Consider the following 16,110-nt stretch of genomic DNA (forward strand, 5'->3'; position numbering starts at 1 on the left):
TTACTCCTCGGTGGTCTGTGCCTGGCCTTCCACAAGCTCGCGCACTGCCCGGATGAAAGCATCGCCACGGTGAGCGTAGGAAGAGAACTGGTCCATGGAGGCAGCCGCCGGGGCCATCAGCACGGTATCGCCAGGCTCGGCGATACTTGCTGCCGACTCGACAGCATGGGCCATGACGGTGTCGCCGAAGATCGGAGACGGTTCCGCGGCGGTACCAGCTGAATCGGCGGACTGCACCTTTTCAGTGTCGCTCTTGGGCTGCCCGATTACGGGCACATCCGCTGCGTGTCGCTTGAGGGAGGCTTCCAGGTCCGCGGTGTCGGAGCCGATCAGCACCACAGCCTTGAGCCTGTGCGCGTTGCTCTTGACCAAGTCGTCATAGTTGACGCCTTTGGACAAACCGCCGGCGATCCAGACGACCTTATCGAACGCCGACAGGGCTGCGGAAGCCGCGTGCGGATTGGTCGCCTTGGAGTCGTTGACCCAGAGCACGCCGTTCTGCTTGGCCACAGGCTGAATGCGGTGGTCTCCCGGGAGATAGTTCCTGAGCCCCTCACGCACTGCAGCCGGTTCGACGCCGTAAGCGCGCACCAGTGCGGCAGCGGCCAGCGCGTTGGCGACCATGTGTCGAGGCGCAGCCTGGCCCAGATCCGCCAGGGACGCGAGTTCCTCTGCTGAACTCTTGCGCCCTTCAATGAACGCACGGTCCACGAGCAACCCCTCGACGACACCGAGCATGCTGACGGCCGGAGTCAAGGTGGTGAAGCCGATCGCCCGGCAACCCTCGACCACGTCGGCGTTTTCCACCATGCGTTCGGTCTCGATCTGCTCGGCGTTGTAGATACACGCCTTCTGGGTATTCTCGAAGATTTTTGCCTTGTCCGCGAGGTAGGACTCGTAGGAGCCGTGCCAGTCGACGTGGTCCTCGGCTACATTGAGGCAGACGCTTGCGACCGGGGAGAGCGACTCGATCCAATGCAATTGGAAGCTGGAAAGCTCAACCGCGAAGGCGTCGTACTCCACTGGGTCACGGAGTGCGTCCAGGATGGGAGTACCTACATTCCCCACGGCGATTGCCTTGAGCCCCGCCGCCTGCAGCATGGCTTCAGTCATGCCCACCGTGGTGGTTTTGCCGTTGGTACCTGTGATCGTGAGCCAGTCCGCCGTCTTGCGGCCCTTGCGTTCGCGCACCCGCCAGGCGAGTTCGACGTCGCCCCACACCGGCACGTGGGCCCGTTTGGCAGCTGCCAGGAGGGACTGGTCCGGCCGCCAGCCCGGCGAAGTCACGACGAGTTCGGCTTTTTCGCCGTCCACGCGGGGCAGCGTTTTGACGGCGTCCTGGCCGAGGAGGACGTCGGCTGCGCCGACGATCTTCAAGGTGTCCGCCTGGGCAAGGGCTTTGGCACTCGTGGCAGCGTCAACAACCACCACCCGCGCGCCAAGTTCGATCAAGGTGTCGGCAGCCGCGAAACCGGAGACGCCGATGCCCGTCACGATGACGCGCAGGCCCTTCCAGTCGGAATCCCAACTGACGAGGTTCTCGAGCCGGTCGTTGGCAGAAGGCTTGGTTTGAGGACTTGAGCTCACAGCAGCACCACCCATTCAGCATAGAAAATCCCAAGGCCCGCGGCCACGAAGAGGCCACAAAGAATCCAGAATCGGACAACCACCGTGATCTCTGCCCAGCCCTTGAGTTCGAAATGATGCTGAAGGGGGGCCATCTTGAAGACCCGTTTCCCCTTGGTGACCTTGAAGTAGCCCACCTGGATGATGACCGACAGCGTGATGAGGACGAAGAGCCCGCCGATGATGCCCAAGAGAAGTTCGGTGCGGGAGAGGATCGCAAAGCCGGCCACCGCGCCGCCGATGGCCAGGGAACCGGTGTCTCCCATGAAGATCTTCGCCGGGGACGTGTTCCACCAGAGGAAGCCCACCAGCGCGGCACTGCAAATAGCAGCCAGGAGCGCCAGATCGAGCGGGTCACGGACCGAGTAGCAGCCGCTGCCCGCCTCGCGGGGTGAACCGCAAGCCTGGTTGTTCTGCCAGATTCCCATGAGTGTGTAAGCCCCGAAGACCATGATGGAGGCCCCGGCGGCAAGGCCGTCCAGTCCGTCCGTCAGGTTGACGCCGTTGGTTGCCGCAGTGACGATCAGGTTCGACCAGATGACAAACAGGATGGCTCCGAGGACGGTGCCCCCGAAGGCCAGGTTCAGCCAGGGAATGTCCCGCACAAGGGAAATATGGGTGGAGGCCGGAGTGATCCCCTGCGCGTCGGGGAAGTTCAGGACGAGCACTGCGAAGACAATGCCGACGAACGCCTGAAGGATCAGCTTGGCTTTGGCATTGAGTCCGAGGCTGCGTTGCTTGGAGATCTTGATGAAATCGTCGAGGAAACCAACGAATCCCATGCCGACCATGAGGAACAACAGGAGCAGGCCCGAAGCTGATGGGCCCGGTGATCGCGGGTTCATCATCCACATGATCAGGTGGGTCAAGCCATAGCTGATGAGCACAGCGGCCACCACGACTGTCCCGCCCATGGTAGGAGTACCACGCTTGGTGTGGTGGGAGGTGGGTCCGTCGTCGCGGATGAACTGGCCGTATCCCTTGGTGACGAGGAACCGGATGAAGAGCGGCGTTCCGACCAAAGCCACCAGGAGGGCGACGCCCGCGCCGATCAACAGTGCAATCACAGCAGCTCGTTCCCTTCATTGGCGGCAGTTGCAGCCGCGGTGTTCGCACTCGTACCGGCCTGTGGAGGTAATGCTATCCGATCCCCTAAATGCCTTAGGCCGACCCCGTTCGAGGACTTGAAAAGCACCAAGTCGCCTGGTCTGAGCTCCGCCTGCAGCAGTTCGTAGGCCTCGTCGGCCGTCTCGGTGAAAATGCACTCGTCGCCCCAGGAGCCTTCCTGGATCGCGGAAATGTACAGCGCCCGGGCTTCGCGGCCAACCACTACGAGCCTGGAAATGTTCAAGCGAACCACTTGCGTCCCCACTGCGGTGTGTTCGCGGATGGAATCTTCGCCAAGTTCCAGCATCGCGCCCAGGACCGCCCAGGTGCGGCGTCCCTGGCCGAGGTCGGCGAGGGTACGCAAGGCTGCCCGCATGGATTCCGGATTCGCGTTGTACGCGTCGTTGATGACGGTGACGCCGTCCGCGCGCTCAGTGCGTTCCATTCGCCACCGGCTCGCCGCCGATTGCTCGCTCAACGAGTCGGCGATCCCGGCCGCGGGGAGGCCTGCCGCGAAGGCCGCGGCCGCGGCGGCAAGCAGGTTGGTGATGTGGTGCGCACCGATGAGCTTGCTGTGGACGGGATGTGGAACCCCGCCGTCGGGGAGGACGAGTTCGAACTCCGGGTGGCCGTCTTCGTCGATATCTGCGTTCCTGGCTTCGACTGCGGAGCCGGAAACGCCGGTAGCGGAGGTTCCGAGCACTGTGGCCCGGGTGCGGGAGACCATCGCCGCGACCCGCGCGTCGTCGAGGTTGATGACGGCGGTTCCGTCCTGCCCCAGCGCCTCGACGAGTTCGCCCTTGGCCTTGGCTATGTTCTCCACGCCACCGAACTCGCCGGCGTGGGCGGTGCCGACGCAAAGAACGACGCCGATGTCCGGTTGGACCATCTCGGCGAGGTATTTGATGTGGCCGACGCCGGTGGCGCCCATTTCGATCACGAGGTAACGGGTGCCCGCATCGGCTCCGAAGACGGTGAGCGGCACGCCGACTTCCCCGTTGTACGAACCCTGCGGCGCCACTGTGGCGCCGGCCCGGGAAAGAATGCCCGCGAGCAAGTCCTTGGTTGTGGTCTTGCCCGCCGAGCCCGTGATGCCGATGACAGTGAAGGGCTCCCCCTGTGCCGCACGTGCGGCGCGGATGCGGCGTACGGACTCTGCAGCCAGGGCACCCATGGCGATCACGACGTCATCGACGACGACGGCGGGGTACGGCCGGCCGTCGTCGTCGGAAACGTCGCGCTCGGTCAGCGCCAGGACAGCTCCGCGCTCAAAAGCGGCGCCTACATAGGCATGGCCGTCAGCGTTCTCTCCTGGCTTGGCCACGTACAACGATCCAGCGGCCGCCTCACGGGAGTCGGTAACGACGGACGCCGGGACAATGCCCGGGTCCGCTGCCAATCGGCCATTGGTAATATCGGCGATCTCCGCCGCAGTAAGTGCAATCATCTCGGTCTAGGACTCTATCCGCTCGTCCGTGGAAACTTTGAATCCCCTGGCTGTCAAGGCCGCCCGCAGTTCCACCCTGTCGTCGAGGGCAAGGTTGACGCCCTTCACTTCCTGCCAGACCTCATGGCCGCGGCCGGCGATCAGAATGGTGTCTTCCTCAGTGGCCAGTTCCACGGCTTGGCGGATGGCGACGTCCCGCGGGTACGCTTCCACGATCTCGCAGTCCAGGTCCTCTGACTCGCGGGCGGCACGGGCGCCGGCGATGACTTCCGAACGGATCGCCGCAGCGTCTTCGTCATGGGGATCGTCGTCGCTGACAATCACGACGTCGGCGAGCCGGGCGGCTATGGCGCCCATGGTCGGCCGCTTGCCCTGGTCGCGCTGTCCTGTAGCGCCGAAAACGACAATCACGCGGGATCCTGGGGATTGCGGGCGTACGGCTTTCAGGGCCCTCGCCAGCGCATCCGGATTGTGCGCGAAATCGACAACGGAGGCAGGGGCATCCGAGATCAGCTGCATCCGGCCGGGTACGGAAACGGTGAAGGGATCGTGCGTGTCCAGCGCCGTCTGGAGTGCCGACGGGTCGATGCCGGAGTCGAGCACCATAATGGTGGCCAGCGCCGCGTTGGCGACGTTGAAGTCCCCCGGCAATCCGGTATGGACGCGCAGGGCGGTTCCATCGCGGTGGCGCAATTCGAAGTCCGTTCCAAGCCCGCGTGGCTTGGCTGACTCCACCGTCCAGTCAGCGTCACTCCCCGGCGTGGCCGACAGCGTGGACACGGGAATTCCCGCCTCACCGGCCAGCAAGCGCCCCCACGGGTCGTCCACGGTCACAACAGCCCGCCGTGCCCGCGCGCTGGTGAAGAGCTCCGCCTTGGTCCGGAAGTACTCGTCCATGCTTCCGTGGAGATCGAGGTGGTCCTGTGTCAGGTTAGTGAAGCCGGCAACGTCGAACGTCACGGAGTCGACCCTGTGGAACGACAGGGCATGGGAGGAGACCTCCATGGAAGCCGCCTCCAGCCCACGTTCACGCATGAGGGCGAGCAAGGCGTGCACATCCGTTGACTCCGGCGTGGTCAGCAGGCTCGGGATGGCTTCGCCCCCCGCAAGAATTTCAATCGTCCCGATCAGGCCAGGATTCATGCCCAGGGCACGGAGGAGGGAGTTGATGAAATACGTCGTGGTTGTTTTGCCGTTCGTACCGGTCACCCCGAAAAGCGTGGGCGAAACGGCGTCGAGGGGCTGGCTTCGATAAATGAGGGCAGCGAGGGTCCCGACGGCGGCACGGGGATTGCCGACGATCAGCACGGGAACAGCGAGGTCCTCAAGTGCCAATTGACGTGCGCCATCTTCATCGCTTAAGACGGCCACCGCACCGGCCGCCACCGCTTGGGTGACGAAGTCGGCCCCATGGCGGGTGGATCCGGGCAGGGCCAGGTACAAGTCTCCCGGCTCGACAGTGCGCGAGTTGAGGGACACACCAGTCACCGACGTATCGCCGGAGGCCTCGGGCAGCGCGATTCCGAGGCACGATGCGATGGCCGCAAGGGGAACAGGCGCCACGACGGCTGGACGGAAGCCGGGTTTGTCCGTAGCCGACGGGTTCCCTGTAGGGATCGATACGGCATCATTCTGCTCTGACAAGGTGGTCTCCGTTGGTACTCGTAAAACTGTCCGCGCGGGAACCCGGAGGCTCCCGCAATCGGCATGGGTGGATCGTAATGTGGCCGGACAGATGCCCAACAAGCTTACTTGGCGAAACTGAACTACTTACCGTACCGGCCCTATTTGGCGTATTGGGCCCTATTTGCAGTAGCGGGCCTCATTTGGCGTATTGGGGGAACCGCGCCGGAGTGCCCGTGGACGGCGGGACGTTGTAGGTGCGCAGGACCTGACCCATGACCGAGCGGAAAATCGGCCCTTGGGTGATGCCGTAGATGTTCCCTTTCGGGCGCTGGACAACAACCTCGACGATGAACCGTGGATTTTCCATAGGCGCCATTCCAATGATGGAAGCCGTGAAACCGTCGAAGCCGGGCAGCCCGTCTTCACGCGGCGCCTCGGAGGTACCCGTCTTGGCGCCGACCCGGTATCCGTCGATGCCAGCATCTTTCACTTCGCCCATGGTGACGTTGCTCTCCAGGATGTCCCGGACCTGTTGGGCCGTCTCCTTCGTGACGACCTGACGGGGATCCTTGGCAGGCACTTTGTTCTCGACCCCATCGGCTCCGACGTAGCCGTCAATCAGCCGCGGTTGCAGCATCACGCCGTCGTTGGCCACGCTTTGGTAGGCCCGGACGGTCTGCAGCGTGGACTGGGAAACACCTTGGCCGAACAGCACTGTGTACTGCTGCCGGTCGTCCCATTGATCGGGCTTGGCCAGAATACCGGTGGCTTCGGCGGGAAGACCGATGTCCGGCGCTTCGCCAATGCCGAAGCGCCGGAGATAGTCGTAGCGCTGTTCCTTGCTCAGGCGGCTGCCGATCATCACGGTACCCGTGTTCATTGAATAACCTAGGATGCCGGCGAGGGTCCTCTGTTCGGTACCGTGTGTGAACGCATCGGTGAACGTCTGGCCGTCGATGGTCACGGCGGGGGGGATGGTAACGGTGTCCAACGGGCTGGACTTTCCTTCATTGATCGCAGCGGACGCGGTGATCATCTTCTCCACCGAACCGGGCTCGTAGGCAGCCGTCACGGACCGCACGCCGCGGTCCGCGGCCGCTACCTTGCCGGGGTCGTTCGGATCCGGGGCGTTCGTGTCCGCCATCGCGATGATGTTCCCGGTCTTGATGTCCTCCACGACGACCGATCCCCACTCTGCATTGAGCTGGTTGACCTGGGTCTGGATGGCCTGCTGCGCAAAGTACTGGATGTCCGTGTTCAGGGTCAGCTTGACGTCTTGGCCGTTCACGGCAGGGGTCAGCAGGTCGGTTGCCACGGGAATGCGAAGACCGTCGGCGCCGATCTCGAAGACGCGCTTGCCATCCTTGCCGCGGAGGAGATCGTCCTGGGTCTGCTCTAGGCCGGCCTGGCCCGTGGTGCCGTCCTTGAGGAAGCCGATAACGCCACCGGCGACGCTGCCGTTGGGATAGACACGCTTGCTGATGCCCTCCGACACGACACCCGGAATGTGCAGTTGGGAAATCCGGTCTTCGAGATCGGGCTTCACTTCCTTGGCCACGACGTTGTATTTCTTGTCGCCGGTCACTGCCTGGGTAACCTGGTTGACGTCCATCCCCAGGGCGCTGGAAAGTTCTGCTATCCCTTGTGTCCTGGAGATCGTATCGATGGCCTGGGTCTGGGTGTTGTAGCGCGAAAACTCAGACGTGTTTGTGTTGACCGTTTGGTCCACCACGATGTTGTAGCGGATCACGCTACTAGCGAGCACGGTGCCGTTGGAGTCAAGGATCTTCCCGCGTTCGGCCGGCAGGATGGTTGTTGTCAGCCGGTTGTTGTAGGCAGCCTCGGCCAGACCTCCGACGTCCAGTCCTTGGACCAGGAACAACTTGCCCCCGACCACCAGCAACAGCGCCAACATGATCGCGAGGCCGATGCGCAAGCGCTTCTTCGCCGCCGGCGTTCTCTTGTTCTTCGATTTGCCGGTTTTCTGCACCACGTCGATTCCTTGCTGCTTGCCTTGCTGTTTACCCCTGAAATCAGGTCGGCTGAACGCTACTGCCCCGGTACCTTCTGCTGTGGAGCCGGGACCGAACCACCGTGGAGATCCACAACCGGCGGCTTGGGTGCCGCAGGAACCGCGGGCGCCTGCGGTTTGGCCGGCGTCGAGTCTGCGGCCCCGTTGGGCTTACGGCTGTCCAGTGAATCATTCTTGGCGGGTGCGGAAGGAGCGACGCTGGACTGGCCTGCAACCGCAGGAGCAGCGATGACGGCACCGGGATTCTGTCCCTTGGTTGCCGGCGTGGCTTTTCCTGTGACCGTCAGATTGTCCAGATCGATCTGACCCGTGGCAGTGGAAGCTACCATTCCCAATTCTGCGGCCTTGGCGGCAAGATTCTGAGGAGCTTGGTAGTTCTGTACCTGCTGTGTCAGGTCCTGGTTCTGCTTGTTCAGGGACGCAGCGTCGTTCCTGAGCTTCACCAGGTCGTATTGGGCCGTGGAAACGGAGATGTTGAGCACCAGGACAGTCAACAATGCGGCCGCAAGCACGCCGAAGCAAAAGACGACGAACGGAGTCCGCCGTCGTCCCGGAACACTCTGTACGAGCGAGAGCGGCGTCCGCACCTTGCGGGTCGTGTCGCGCTCCGGTCCCCGGGCGGGCAGGGCACGCGCGGTGTTCCCCACCGTGGTCGGCAGGATCTTCGCGGCAGCGGTGCTCATGCTATTCTCCTCGCTTTGATGCGTTCCACGGCCCGCAGGCGGGCAGATGCCGCACGCGGGTTTTCGGCGATTTCTTCAGGCGTAGGCACTTCCGTGCCCCTGGTCAGGGTCTTGAATTCCGGCTTGTGTTCTTCCAACTCCACTGGGAAGCCGAGCGGGGCCGAGGACTTGGACCGGGACTGGAAGACCGACTTGACGATCTTGTCTTCGAGTGAGTGGTACGACATCACCACTACTCGTCCGCCCATTGCCGAGGCTGAGAGAGCGGCAGGCACTGCCCTCTCCAGGACATCGAGTTCCTCGTTGACTTCAATCCGCAGGGCCTGGAAAGTCCGCTTTGCCGGATGCCCGCCGGACTTTGCAGCCGCCGCGGGAACAACGCCGCGGATCTGCTCAACGAGTTCCCCGGTGGTGGCGAATGGCTTGGTGGCCCTCGCCGTGACGATGCGGTTTGCGATCCTGCCGGCAAACTTCTCTTCGCCCCACTTGCGGATAATCCGCACGAGGTCTTCTTCGGAATAGTTGTTGACTACGTCGGCGGCAGTCTGGCCGCGGCTGGTGTCCATCCGCATGTCCAGCGGCGCGTCGTAGGAGTAGGCAAAGCCGCGCTCCCGCTCGTCCAGTTGGAGGGAAGACACGCCCAGATCCATGAGGATGCCGTGCACCTCCGGGATGCCAAGGTCCGCAAGGACATCTTCGATTTCGTCATAGACGGCATGTACCAGGTCGGTGCGGGCCACGAACGGTTGCAGGCGCTCTCCCGCGAGGGCCAGGGCCTCTTCGTCCCGGTCTATGCCAACAAGGTGCAGATCGGGGAACCGTTGCAGCATCGCTTCGGAATGGCCACCCATTCCCAACGTGGCGTCGATGACGACGGGCGTTTCGCCACGGCTGCGTGCGGCCTCAAAACCTGGTGCCAACAAATTGATGCACCGGTCCTTCAAGACCGGTACATGTCGCTCCGAGGTTGGTTTTGGCGCGTCGTGCTCCTCCATGCGGCCTCCTCAGAGCTGAATTGTTCGTCTGTCAGGTTCTTGTTGGGGTGGCTGCTTCTTGAGCCGGATCCCCATCCGCGCCTATCGCAGCGTCTGCCTGGCTCCGGGGAAGGTGAGCCAGGAAAACAATGTGATGGGCGGCTGGAGATCCCGTCCAAGAAGCATTGCTGCTTCCTGTCCCGGTTTCTAAATGAACCCGGGAAGGTTGTCGTCGTCGGTCTCCGAGAAGGCGGCTTCCTTCTCGGCCAGGTACTCGTCCCAAGCCTGGGCATCCCAGATCTCTGCGCGGGTTCCGGCGCCGATGACCGCCAATTCCCGCTCGAGACCTGCGTAGCTCCGGAGCGCCGGCGGAATCGTCACGCGCCCCTGCTTGTCAGGTACCTCGTCAGAGGCTCCGGACAGGAAAACCCTGATGTAGTCACGTGACTGCTTGGAGGAGATGGGGGCCTCCCGCATGGATTCGTGAATACGTTCGAATTCCCGCTGGCTGAAGACGTAGATGCAACGTTCCTGGCCCCTTGTGAGCACCAAGCCGTCAGCAAGTTCCTCGCGGAACTTGGCGGGGAGGATGATCCGGCCCTTTTCGTCCAGACGCGGAGAATGCGTGCCAAGAAACACTGGCCCACCGCCCCCATCCGTAAAGGTGCCCGTACCTGCCCCACGCCGCCACTACCCTCTTACTTGCCCCACTTTACTCCACAAGCCCCCACAGTCAACGCAATCCGGCGTGTTTCTGCCCCATTTTCGAATGCGGGAGCCCGAAAACATGGGGCTCTCAGGAGTGGTTGGGAGTGGAGGAAACTTTGCAGCGGCGCTCCAGGGAGGCGCACGACGGCGGCTTCGCCAGTCGCGACTACAGGCTCGCGAGGTGCGGCGAACGTGGCGTTAAATGCGAAAAGACCCGATACTCGGGTCTTTTCGCAATCAGGCCGGAGCCTGGTGGTGCAATGTGGAGGACTCGCATCCGCCGGGAGGACAAGCCCCTGGATGGAGCGCTCAGCTCTCCTCGCCGCGGCGGCGCTCGTCCCAGCGTTCCTCAAGGTTGCTCATGAATGAGTTCCTTGCCTTGCCCGGCTTGGCACTCTTCGACTTCCCGCCGGCTGCCCTTCTCAGGGTGGCAAAGTAAACGCCGGCGCCCATCACGATGAAGCCCAGCACTCCAAGGAAGATGTTCTGCAGGGACACACCTACCAACAACAAGAGAATCCCGGCGATAGTGCCTAGAACGCCAATAACGATGTGCCTGGTCGACCATGAGCGAATGGGGTCAGAGCCCATTGAATTGGCAAACTTCGGATCGTCCTCATGCAGTTGCTTCTCGAGCTGCTCGAGGAGCTTCTGTTCGTGCTCCGATAGGGGCATCGCGACCTCCTTTAGTCGGCCAGCGTCTGGATACGCCGCGGCCATTGCCTCTGTTCCCTTGAACGGACGAACCCAAAAAAGGGTTCCCGAAGACCGGGTCTTGTGAACACGGTCTCACGGAACAGACGCAACATAGCAATTTATCCAGACGGTCTAAATCTGTGTACCTCTAGGATAGTTTGTTGGCCGCTGTTCTGAAAGACACGCCGGAGGGCATGCGAGTGCTCTTCGAAGCCTAGGGAAAGCCCGGCCCGTCCGGCTCCGCATGCGGCTCCAAAAGCGTCGCCGGAAGGACAGTCTTGCTGCCGAATCGCTCGGTGACACGATCAAGCGCCTGTTCAGCCGCCCGCCAGTTGTCGTCCCGGCGATCGAAGCTTAACTGCAGCGAGGTGTGTTCCGCCGGTTCGAGCTGCTCCGCCCGGACCCCCACAAGGCGCACGCTCATGGGGCGCTCCCCCAAGGCCGCCAGCAACTGGCTCGCCACCTGATAGATCATCTGGGCGCTGTCCACCGGCGTATGCATTGTCTTGCTGCGGCTGATCGTCGAAAAATCCGCATAGCGCAGCTTCAGCGCGATGGTCCGGGCCAGCATCCCGGCGGTCCGCAGCCGTGAAGCGGTTCGGTGGGAGAGCCTTAGCAACTCGCGGTGCAGGAGCGCGTCATCCGGGGTGTCAACGGCGAACGTTTCCTCGGAACCAATGCTCTTTTCGAGGCGCGTAGGCGTGACCGGCCGCGGATCCAAGCCCATCGACAGTCGGTGGACGTGCTCGCCCGAAGCTCCAAGGACCTTTTTCAAGGAAGAAAGCGGCGTGGCCGCAACATCAGCCACGGTACGGATCCCCAGCCTGCCGAGGACATCGGCGGTCTTGGCCCCGACTCCCCACAGGGCGTTCACGGGCAGGCTGTGCAAATAGGCTACGGTCTGCCCTTCCTCAATGAGGAGCAGTCCGTCGGGTTTGCAGCGCGTAGAAGCAATTTTGGCAACGAACTTGTTGGCGGCTATTCCCACAGACGCAGTGATTCCCAGCTCGGACGCAACACGGCGCCGGATCAAATGACCGATCTGGAGAGGCGGACCAAGCCTCCTGATTGCGCCACCGACATCCAGGAAAGCCTCGTCGACGCTCAAGGGCTCCACGAGGTCCGTTATCGATTCGAATATGCCCATCAACTGCGCGGACACCTCGTAGTAGAGGCTGTGGCGGGGCTCGATGATGACCGCGTTGGGGCACATCCGCATGGCGTTTGCCATGGGCATGGCAGACTTCACGCCCAACGCGCGCGCTTCGTAGGAGGCGGACAATACAACCGAGCGATCCACCGGGAAACCCACAATGACGGGTTTTCCCTTGAGTTCCGGCCGGGTCCGCAATTCCACCGAGACAAAGAAGGCATCCATGTCCACGTGGAGGATGCTGGTGCGCCTCAGTTCCCGCAGAGCGGCGGGATCCGGGGCGAATTCTTGTCCGGGGCCCCGCCCGTTGTTCTCTGCTTGTGGTCTCACAATGAAATCCTATGCCGCGGTACTGGTTACTGGTGGCTGCGTCCGGCGCCCTAAACTGGAGGCAGCATCCGGCGTCGTCCCCAGGAGGAAATCCCTGTGAAGCTCTTTGGAAAGCCTCAACCCGTCAGCCTGGCCTTGTTGGCCACAGGCGTCGCGTTGACTATCTCGGCTTGCGGGTCGTCGCCGGCAAGCACGGCATCCCAAGGGACTGCGCCAACTTCGTCCGGGGCGGCCACTGCCTCGGTAAGTCCGTCGCCGGCCACTACTTCCACGGTGGCCGCGGGAGCTTCGGCGGCGGTCGGCGCCTTGGTCCCGGGATTCCCGCAGCAACTGATTCCATTGATGCCCAAGGCAGCTGTGGAATCCAGCAGTTTCGACAAGAACTCTTCCCCGGCGTCGGTGGCCTTGGTCGGTACCATTGCGTCCCCATCGGACTCAGTAGTGGCCTTTTATACCTCCGCGCTCACGGCCCAGGGCTTTAAGGAAGTTCCCGGCAGCACCGTCGGAAGTATCAAATCAAAGGATTTCCTCCGTGGCGACAATGAAACCGTGAATATCTCGGTGGTGGAAACCGCGGGCAAATCCACGTTCACCATTGGTGCCAACGTGGCCGCCGGGTCAATCAAGTGACCGCGGAGAGCCTGGGTTCGGAACAGAGCCGTTTTGTGGCCGAGGTCGCCGCCAAACTTAACGGTTTCCTCGGGGTACAACAAGAAACCATGGCCACCATCTCCCCCGATGTCGCTCCGCTCATGGGCTCAATCACAAGCCTCGTGACAGGTGGCAAACGGCTCCGGGCCCTGATGTGCTATTGGGGGTGGCGAGGTGCCGGAGGCGAGTCCGCACACCCCGACATCATCACTGCGGGCTGCGCTTTGGAACTCTTCCAGGCTGCAGCCCTGATTCACGATGACATCATCGACCGCTCTGATACACGGCGCGGCGGCCCAAGCGTCCACAAGCGGTTCAGCCAGCTCCATGAGGGCGAAGGCTGGGCTCTCGACAGCGAACGCTTCGGGCATGCGGCCGCGATTCTCACCGGAGACCTGTGCTTGTCCTTCAGCGAGGAGGCGTTCACAGAGATTGGTGGCAGGGCTGCTTCCGGCACGACTGCGCGGCGGATCTTCAACCTGATGCGGGCCGAGGTCATGGCTGGCCAATACCTGGACATCCTGGAGGAAGTTGCGGGCCCGGTGCGGGACCGCGCGGGTGCCGTCCACCGCGCCCAGTCCATCATCCGTTTCAAGTCGGCGAAGTACTCAACGGAACACCCCTTGGCCCTGGGGGGCGCCTTGGCCGGTGCCAGCGAAGAACTCCTGCAAGGCTATTCCGCCTTCGCGTTGCCCCTTGGCGAAGCATTCCAGTTGCGCGACGACGTCCTGGGAGTGTTCGGAGACCCGGGGACGACAGGCAAGCCTGCGGGAGATGACCTCCGCGAAGGCAAACGGACCGTGCTGGTGGGCTTCGCCATCAACCGGGCGGGGACTACTGATTCGAGCTACATCGATACCATGCTCGGGAGGCAGGACCTTGGCGAGGCCGAGGTTGCCGAGATCCGCCGGATCATCGTGGATTGCGGTGCGCTCGAAGCCACGGAATCGATGATCGAGGAACTCAGCAACGAGGCTTTCGAGGCCTTGGAACGCCTCCCCCTGGCTGAACTCCCGCTTACCGCGCTCAGGCAGTTGGCCGAAGCCGCCGTCAGCCGGGCCGCGTGAACTCCTGCATCAATCCTCGTTGAGGGCAATCTGAATACCTGCCTTAAATACAGTGGTGGCGATMAGCAAGCTGATCGCCACCGCAGCGACTCATCCGGAGTGAAAAGCCACGCGATGAGCTCCTCATCCGTGTACCCGGCATCGCCAAGCACTGCGATGGTGCCCTTCAGGCTGTCCACCACATGACCGTCCTGGATAAAGAGGGCAGGAATCGAACGGATATTGCGTTCGCCCACTCTCACAGCCACCACTGCACGCTCATCCAGAAGACCGTGGACCTTGGTGATTGAAACGTTCAGCAGCTCTGCCACATCGGGCAGCGGCAGCCAATCGGAAACGAGGCTTTCTACATTACTCACGGATCAAGATTGCCACGCCCGCGCGCTTTGCGCCTAGCCGGACGGACGGTGCGGGCGGAATTTGTGCCCCGAATTGCCCAAGAATCGAATGCGCCGGGATTTCTTGTGCGGAATCGAAAAATGTGAGAGATTCACATTGATCACATTTGCATCACTACTAACTTTAGTAACACTGGCAACAGCGGCATTCCCAACATCCGCTGCTGAGATGAGGATTGCTCCCATGACGACGCCCCGCTCGCCCAAGAAGACAACGAGCATGCCCATAATTGCGGCCACCACAGCGGCCCTGCCCGCCGTCATGCTCTCTTCATTGGCGCTCGCCCAAGCGGCGACAGCGCTTCCGGCAGTACAAACCCAGAAGATCCCCGCATCGCTGACTGCAGCCATCCAGGCCCAGGCCGCCGCCATGTCCGCAAACCTCATTCCCGCCTCCGCGGTTGCCTCGACTATCCCGGCCGCCATGCAGCCCATGGCACCGGCGGCTCCGGCCATGTACACCATCGTCCGGGGCGATACCATCAGCGGCATCGCGGCCCGCTACGGGCTGGACACCAATACCGTCCTGCAGCTCAACGGGCTCTCGGGCAACACCATCATCTACCCGGGACAGCAGATCAAGTTGTCAGGTTCCGCAACGGCGCCAAGTGCCCCGGCACCCGCGCCGAGCCCGGCACCCAGCCCGTCGTCGGCTGCCAGCTACACAGTCGTGTCCGGCGATACCCTGAGCGGCATTGCCGCCCGCCACGGCGTGGCGCTGTCCGACGTCTTCAATTGGAACGGCCTCAACGGCCGGTCCATCATCTACCCCGGCCAGAAGATCAAGGTCGGCCCGGGAACGAACGCACCGGCCCCGGCGGCACCGGCTCCCGCTGCACTGGTCCCTGCTTCCGCGCCGGCGGCGCCGGCAACACCGGCACTTGCCAACACCGGCTCGTACACCATCAAGTCGGGTGACACCCTGGGCGGCATCGCGTCCCGCCTTGCAGTGTCCTTGTCATCGCTGCTCTCGGCCAACAAGCTGTCCATGAGCACCATCATTTATCCGGGGCAAAAGCTCGCCATCCCGGGCGCTCCGGCGGCCTCGGCTCCGGCTCCGGTCAGCACCCCCTTGGTTCCGAGCACGTTCCTGGGCTACACCTACCCGGAGGCGGTGGTCAGTTCAGCCAACGCGAACAAGGCCCTGCTCAATGCGTCCCCGGTTCCCAGCCCCGCCCAGATGAAGGGGATCGTAGCCGATACCGCGCGTCGGATGGGGGTGGACCCGTCCTTGGCCATGGCTTTCGCCTTCCAGGAATCCGGCTTCAACCAGCGTGCGGTCTCTCCCGCCAACGCCATCGGCACGATGCAGGTGATTCCCTCCTCCGGTGAATGGGCTTCCCAACTGGTGGGACGCAAGCTCAACATCCTGGACCCGTATGACAACGTGACCGCCGGCGTCGCCATCATCCGGGCCCTCGTCAACACCAGCAAGGATCTGAACACGGCCATCGCTGGCTACTACCAGGGCCAGTACTCGGTCAGCAAACACGGCATGTACGACGACACCAAGGCCTACGTCGCCTCGATCCTGGCCCTCAAGAAGAACTTCAGCTAAATCACGTCGCACAACACGGGCCCGGATCGCATGTCGATTCGGGCCCGTGTTTTT

14 protein-coding genes and 1 pseudogene are annotated in these 16,110 nt (G+C 62.8%); 3 read left to right on the plus strand and 12 right to left on the minus strand.

All coding sequences use genetic code 11. The annotated features are described in order from the left end of the window. The 11 genes from murD to AB4Z38_RS18980 all read right to left on the minus strand — a co-directional run bounded on the left by murD (position 1) and on the right by AB4Z38_RS18980 (position 12,801). A complete protein-coding gene (gene murD, locus AB4Z38_RS18930) occupies positions 1 to 1,602 on the minus strand; it encodes a UDP-N-acetylmuramoyl-L-alanine--D-glutamate ligase (RefSeq protein WP_441431137.1) in 1,602 nt (533 codons plus the stop codon). Beyond that, complete coding sequence (gene mraY, locus AB4Z38_RS18935; RefSeq protein ID WP_234753829.1) at positions 1,584 to 2,693, minus strand: phospho-N-acetylmuramoyl-pentapeptide-transferase; 1,110 nt, start codon at positions 2,691 to 2,693, stop codon at positions 1,584 to 1,586. Before mraY ends, murD begins: the two co-directional genes overlap by 19 nt. Continuing rightward, entirely contained in the window at positions 2,690 to 4,180 is a 1,491-nt protein-coding gene (locus AB4Z38_RS18940) for a UDP-N-acetylmuramoyl-tripeptide--D-alanyl-D-alanine ligase (protein ID WP_441431138.1), read from the minus strand. The genes mraY and AB4Z38_RS18940 overlap by 4 nt, the downstream gene beginning before the upstream one ends. 6 nt (positions 4,181 to 4,186) lie before the next feature. Continuing rightward, a complete protein-coding gene (locus AB4Z38_RS18945) occupies positions 4,187 to 5,824 on the minus strand; it encodes a UDP-N-acetylmuramoyl-L-alanyl-D-glutamate--2,6-diaminopimelate ligase (RefSeq protein WP_441431139.1) in 1,638 nt (545 codons plus the stop codon). Between the two features lie 178 nt (positions 5,825 to 6,002). Continuing rightward, positions 6,003 to 7,799 (minus strand): peptidoglycan D,D-transpeptidase FtsI family protein, encoded by a 1,797-nt coding sequence (locus AB4Z38_RS18950; protein ID WP_441431140.1) that lies wholly within the window; start codon positions 7,797 to 7,799, stop codon positions 6,003 to 6,005. A 56-nt stretch (positions 7,800 to 7,855) separates the two neighbouring features. Further along, complete coding sequence (locus AB4Z38_RS18955) at positions 7,856 to 8,521, minus strand: hypothetical protein (protein ID WP_441431141.1); 666 nt, start codon at positions 8,519 to 8,521, stop codon at positions 7,856 to 7,858. Then, the gene (gene rsmH / locus AB4Z38_RS18960) at positions 8,518 to 9,516 is read right to left on the minus strand and encodes a 16S rRNA (cytosine(1402)-N(4))-methyltransferase RsmH (protein ID WP_441431142.1); all 999 of its coding nucleotides are present in this window, start codon (positions 9,514 to 9,516) and stop codon (positions 8,518 to 8,520) included. Before rsmH ends, AB4Z38_RS18955 begins: the two co-directional genes overlap by 4 nt. A 186-nt stretch (positions 9,517 to 9,702) precedes the next feature. Beyond that, positions 9,703 to 10,134, minus strand: coding sequence for a division/cell wall cluster transcriptional repressor MraZ (mraZ, locus tag AB4Z38_RS18965; protein WP_059389147.1), 432 nt, complete (start codon positions 10,132 to 10,134; stop codon positions 9,703 to 9,705). 378 nt (positions 10,135 to 10,512) lie between these two features. Next, on the minus strand, positions 10,513 to 10,878 hold the full coding sequence (locus AB4Z38_RS18970) for a DUF3040 domain-containing protein (RefSeq protein ID WP_284983844.1): 366 nt from the start codon (positions 10,876 to 10,878) through the stop codon (positions 10,513 to 10,515). A gap of 235 nt (positions 10,879 to 11,113) precedes the next feature. Next, positions 11,114 to 12,316, minus strand: a complete 1,203-nt coding sequence (dinB, locus tag AB4Z38_RS18975; protein WP_441431184.1) for a DNA polymerase IV — start codon at positions 12,314 to 12,316, stop codon at positions 11,114 to 11,116. Between the two features lie 182 nt (positions 12,317 to 12,498). Beyond that, the gene (locus AB4Z38_RS18980; RefSeq protein ID WP_441431143.1) at positions 12,499 to 12,801 is read right to left on the minus strand and encodes a hypothetical protein; all 303 of its coding nucleotides are present in this window, start codon (positions 12,799 to 12,801) and stop codon (positions 12,499 to 12,501) included. A gap of 22 nt (positions 12,802 to 12,823) precedes the next feature. On the opposite strand from AB4Z38_RS18980, the gene AB4Z38_RS18985 reads away from it, so the two are divergent. After that, positions 12,824 to 13,012: a hypothetical protein gene (locus tag AB4Z38_RS18985; RefSeq protein WP_308193892.1), complete on the plus strand. Its 189-nt coding sequence runs from the start codon at positions 12,824 to 12,826 to the stop codon at positions 13,010 to 13,012. Beyond that, positions 13,009 to 14,100, plus strand: coding sequence for a polyprenyl synthetase family protein (locus AB4Z38_RS18990; RefSeq protein ID WP_441431144.1), 1,092 nt, complete (start codon positions 13,009 to 13,011; stop codon positions 14,098 to 14,100). Before AB4Z38_RS18985 ends, AB4Z38_RS18990 begins: the two co-directional genes overlap by 4 nt. Before the next feature lie 74 nt (positions 14,101 to 14,174). Here AB4Z38_RS18990 and AB4Z38_RS18995 read toward each other — a convergent pair. Next, positions 14,175 to 14,459, minus strand: a pseudogene (locus AB4Z38_RS18995) (Rv2175c family DNA-binding protein); the annotation flags it as partial. A 223-nt stretch (positions 14,460 to 14,682) separates the two neighbouring features. Between AB4Z38_RS18995 and AB4Z38_RS19000 the strand changes: the two are divergent. After that, positions 14,683 to 16,056, plus strand: coding sequence for a LysM peptidoglycan-binding domain-containing protein (locus AB4Z38_RS19000; protein WP_441431145.1), 1,374 nt, complete (start codon positions 14,683 to 14,685; stop codon positions 16,054 to 16,056). Positions 16,057 to 16,110: the final 54 nt, after the last annotated feature.

Origin of the sequence: Arthrobacter sp. 2RAF6, from assembly GCF_052115205.1 — a bacterium.
Taxonomy (GTDB): Bacteria; Actinomycetota; Actinomycetes; order Actinomycetales; family Micrococcaceae; genus Arthrobacter.

Excerpts from the sequence above, each read along its gene's own strand:
- AB4Z38_RS18955 (WP_441431141.1), bottom strand. The coding sequence starts at position 8,521 with ATGAGCACCGCTGCCGCGAAGATCCTGCCGACCACGGTGGGGAACACC.
- AB4Z38_RS19000 (WP_441431145.1), top strand. The coding sequence starts at position 14,683 with ATGACGACGCCCCGCTCGCCCAAGAAGACAACGAGCATGCCCATAATT.
- rsmH (WP_441431142.1), bottom strand. The coding sequence starts at position 9,516 with ATGGAGGAGCACGACGCGCCAAAACCAACCTCGGAGCGACATGTACCG.
- AB4Z38_RS18940 (WP_441431138.1), bottom strand. The coding sequence starts at position 4,180 with ATGATTGCACTTACTGCGGCGGAGATCGCCGATATTACCAATGGCCGA.
- murD (WP_441431137.1), bottom strand. The coding sequence starts at position 1,602 with ATGGGTGGTGCTGCTGTGAGCTCAAGTCCTCAAACCAAGCCTTCTGCC.
- AB4Z38_RS18980 (WP_441431143.1), bottom strand. The coding sequence starts at position 12,801 with ATGGTACCGACCAAGGCCACCGACGCCGGGGAAGAGTTCTTGTCGAAA.
- AB4Z38_RS18970 (WP_284983844.1), bottom strand. The coding sequence starts at position 10,878 with ATGCCCCTATCGGAGCACGAACAGAAGCTCCTCGAGCAGCTCGAGAAG.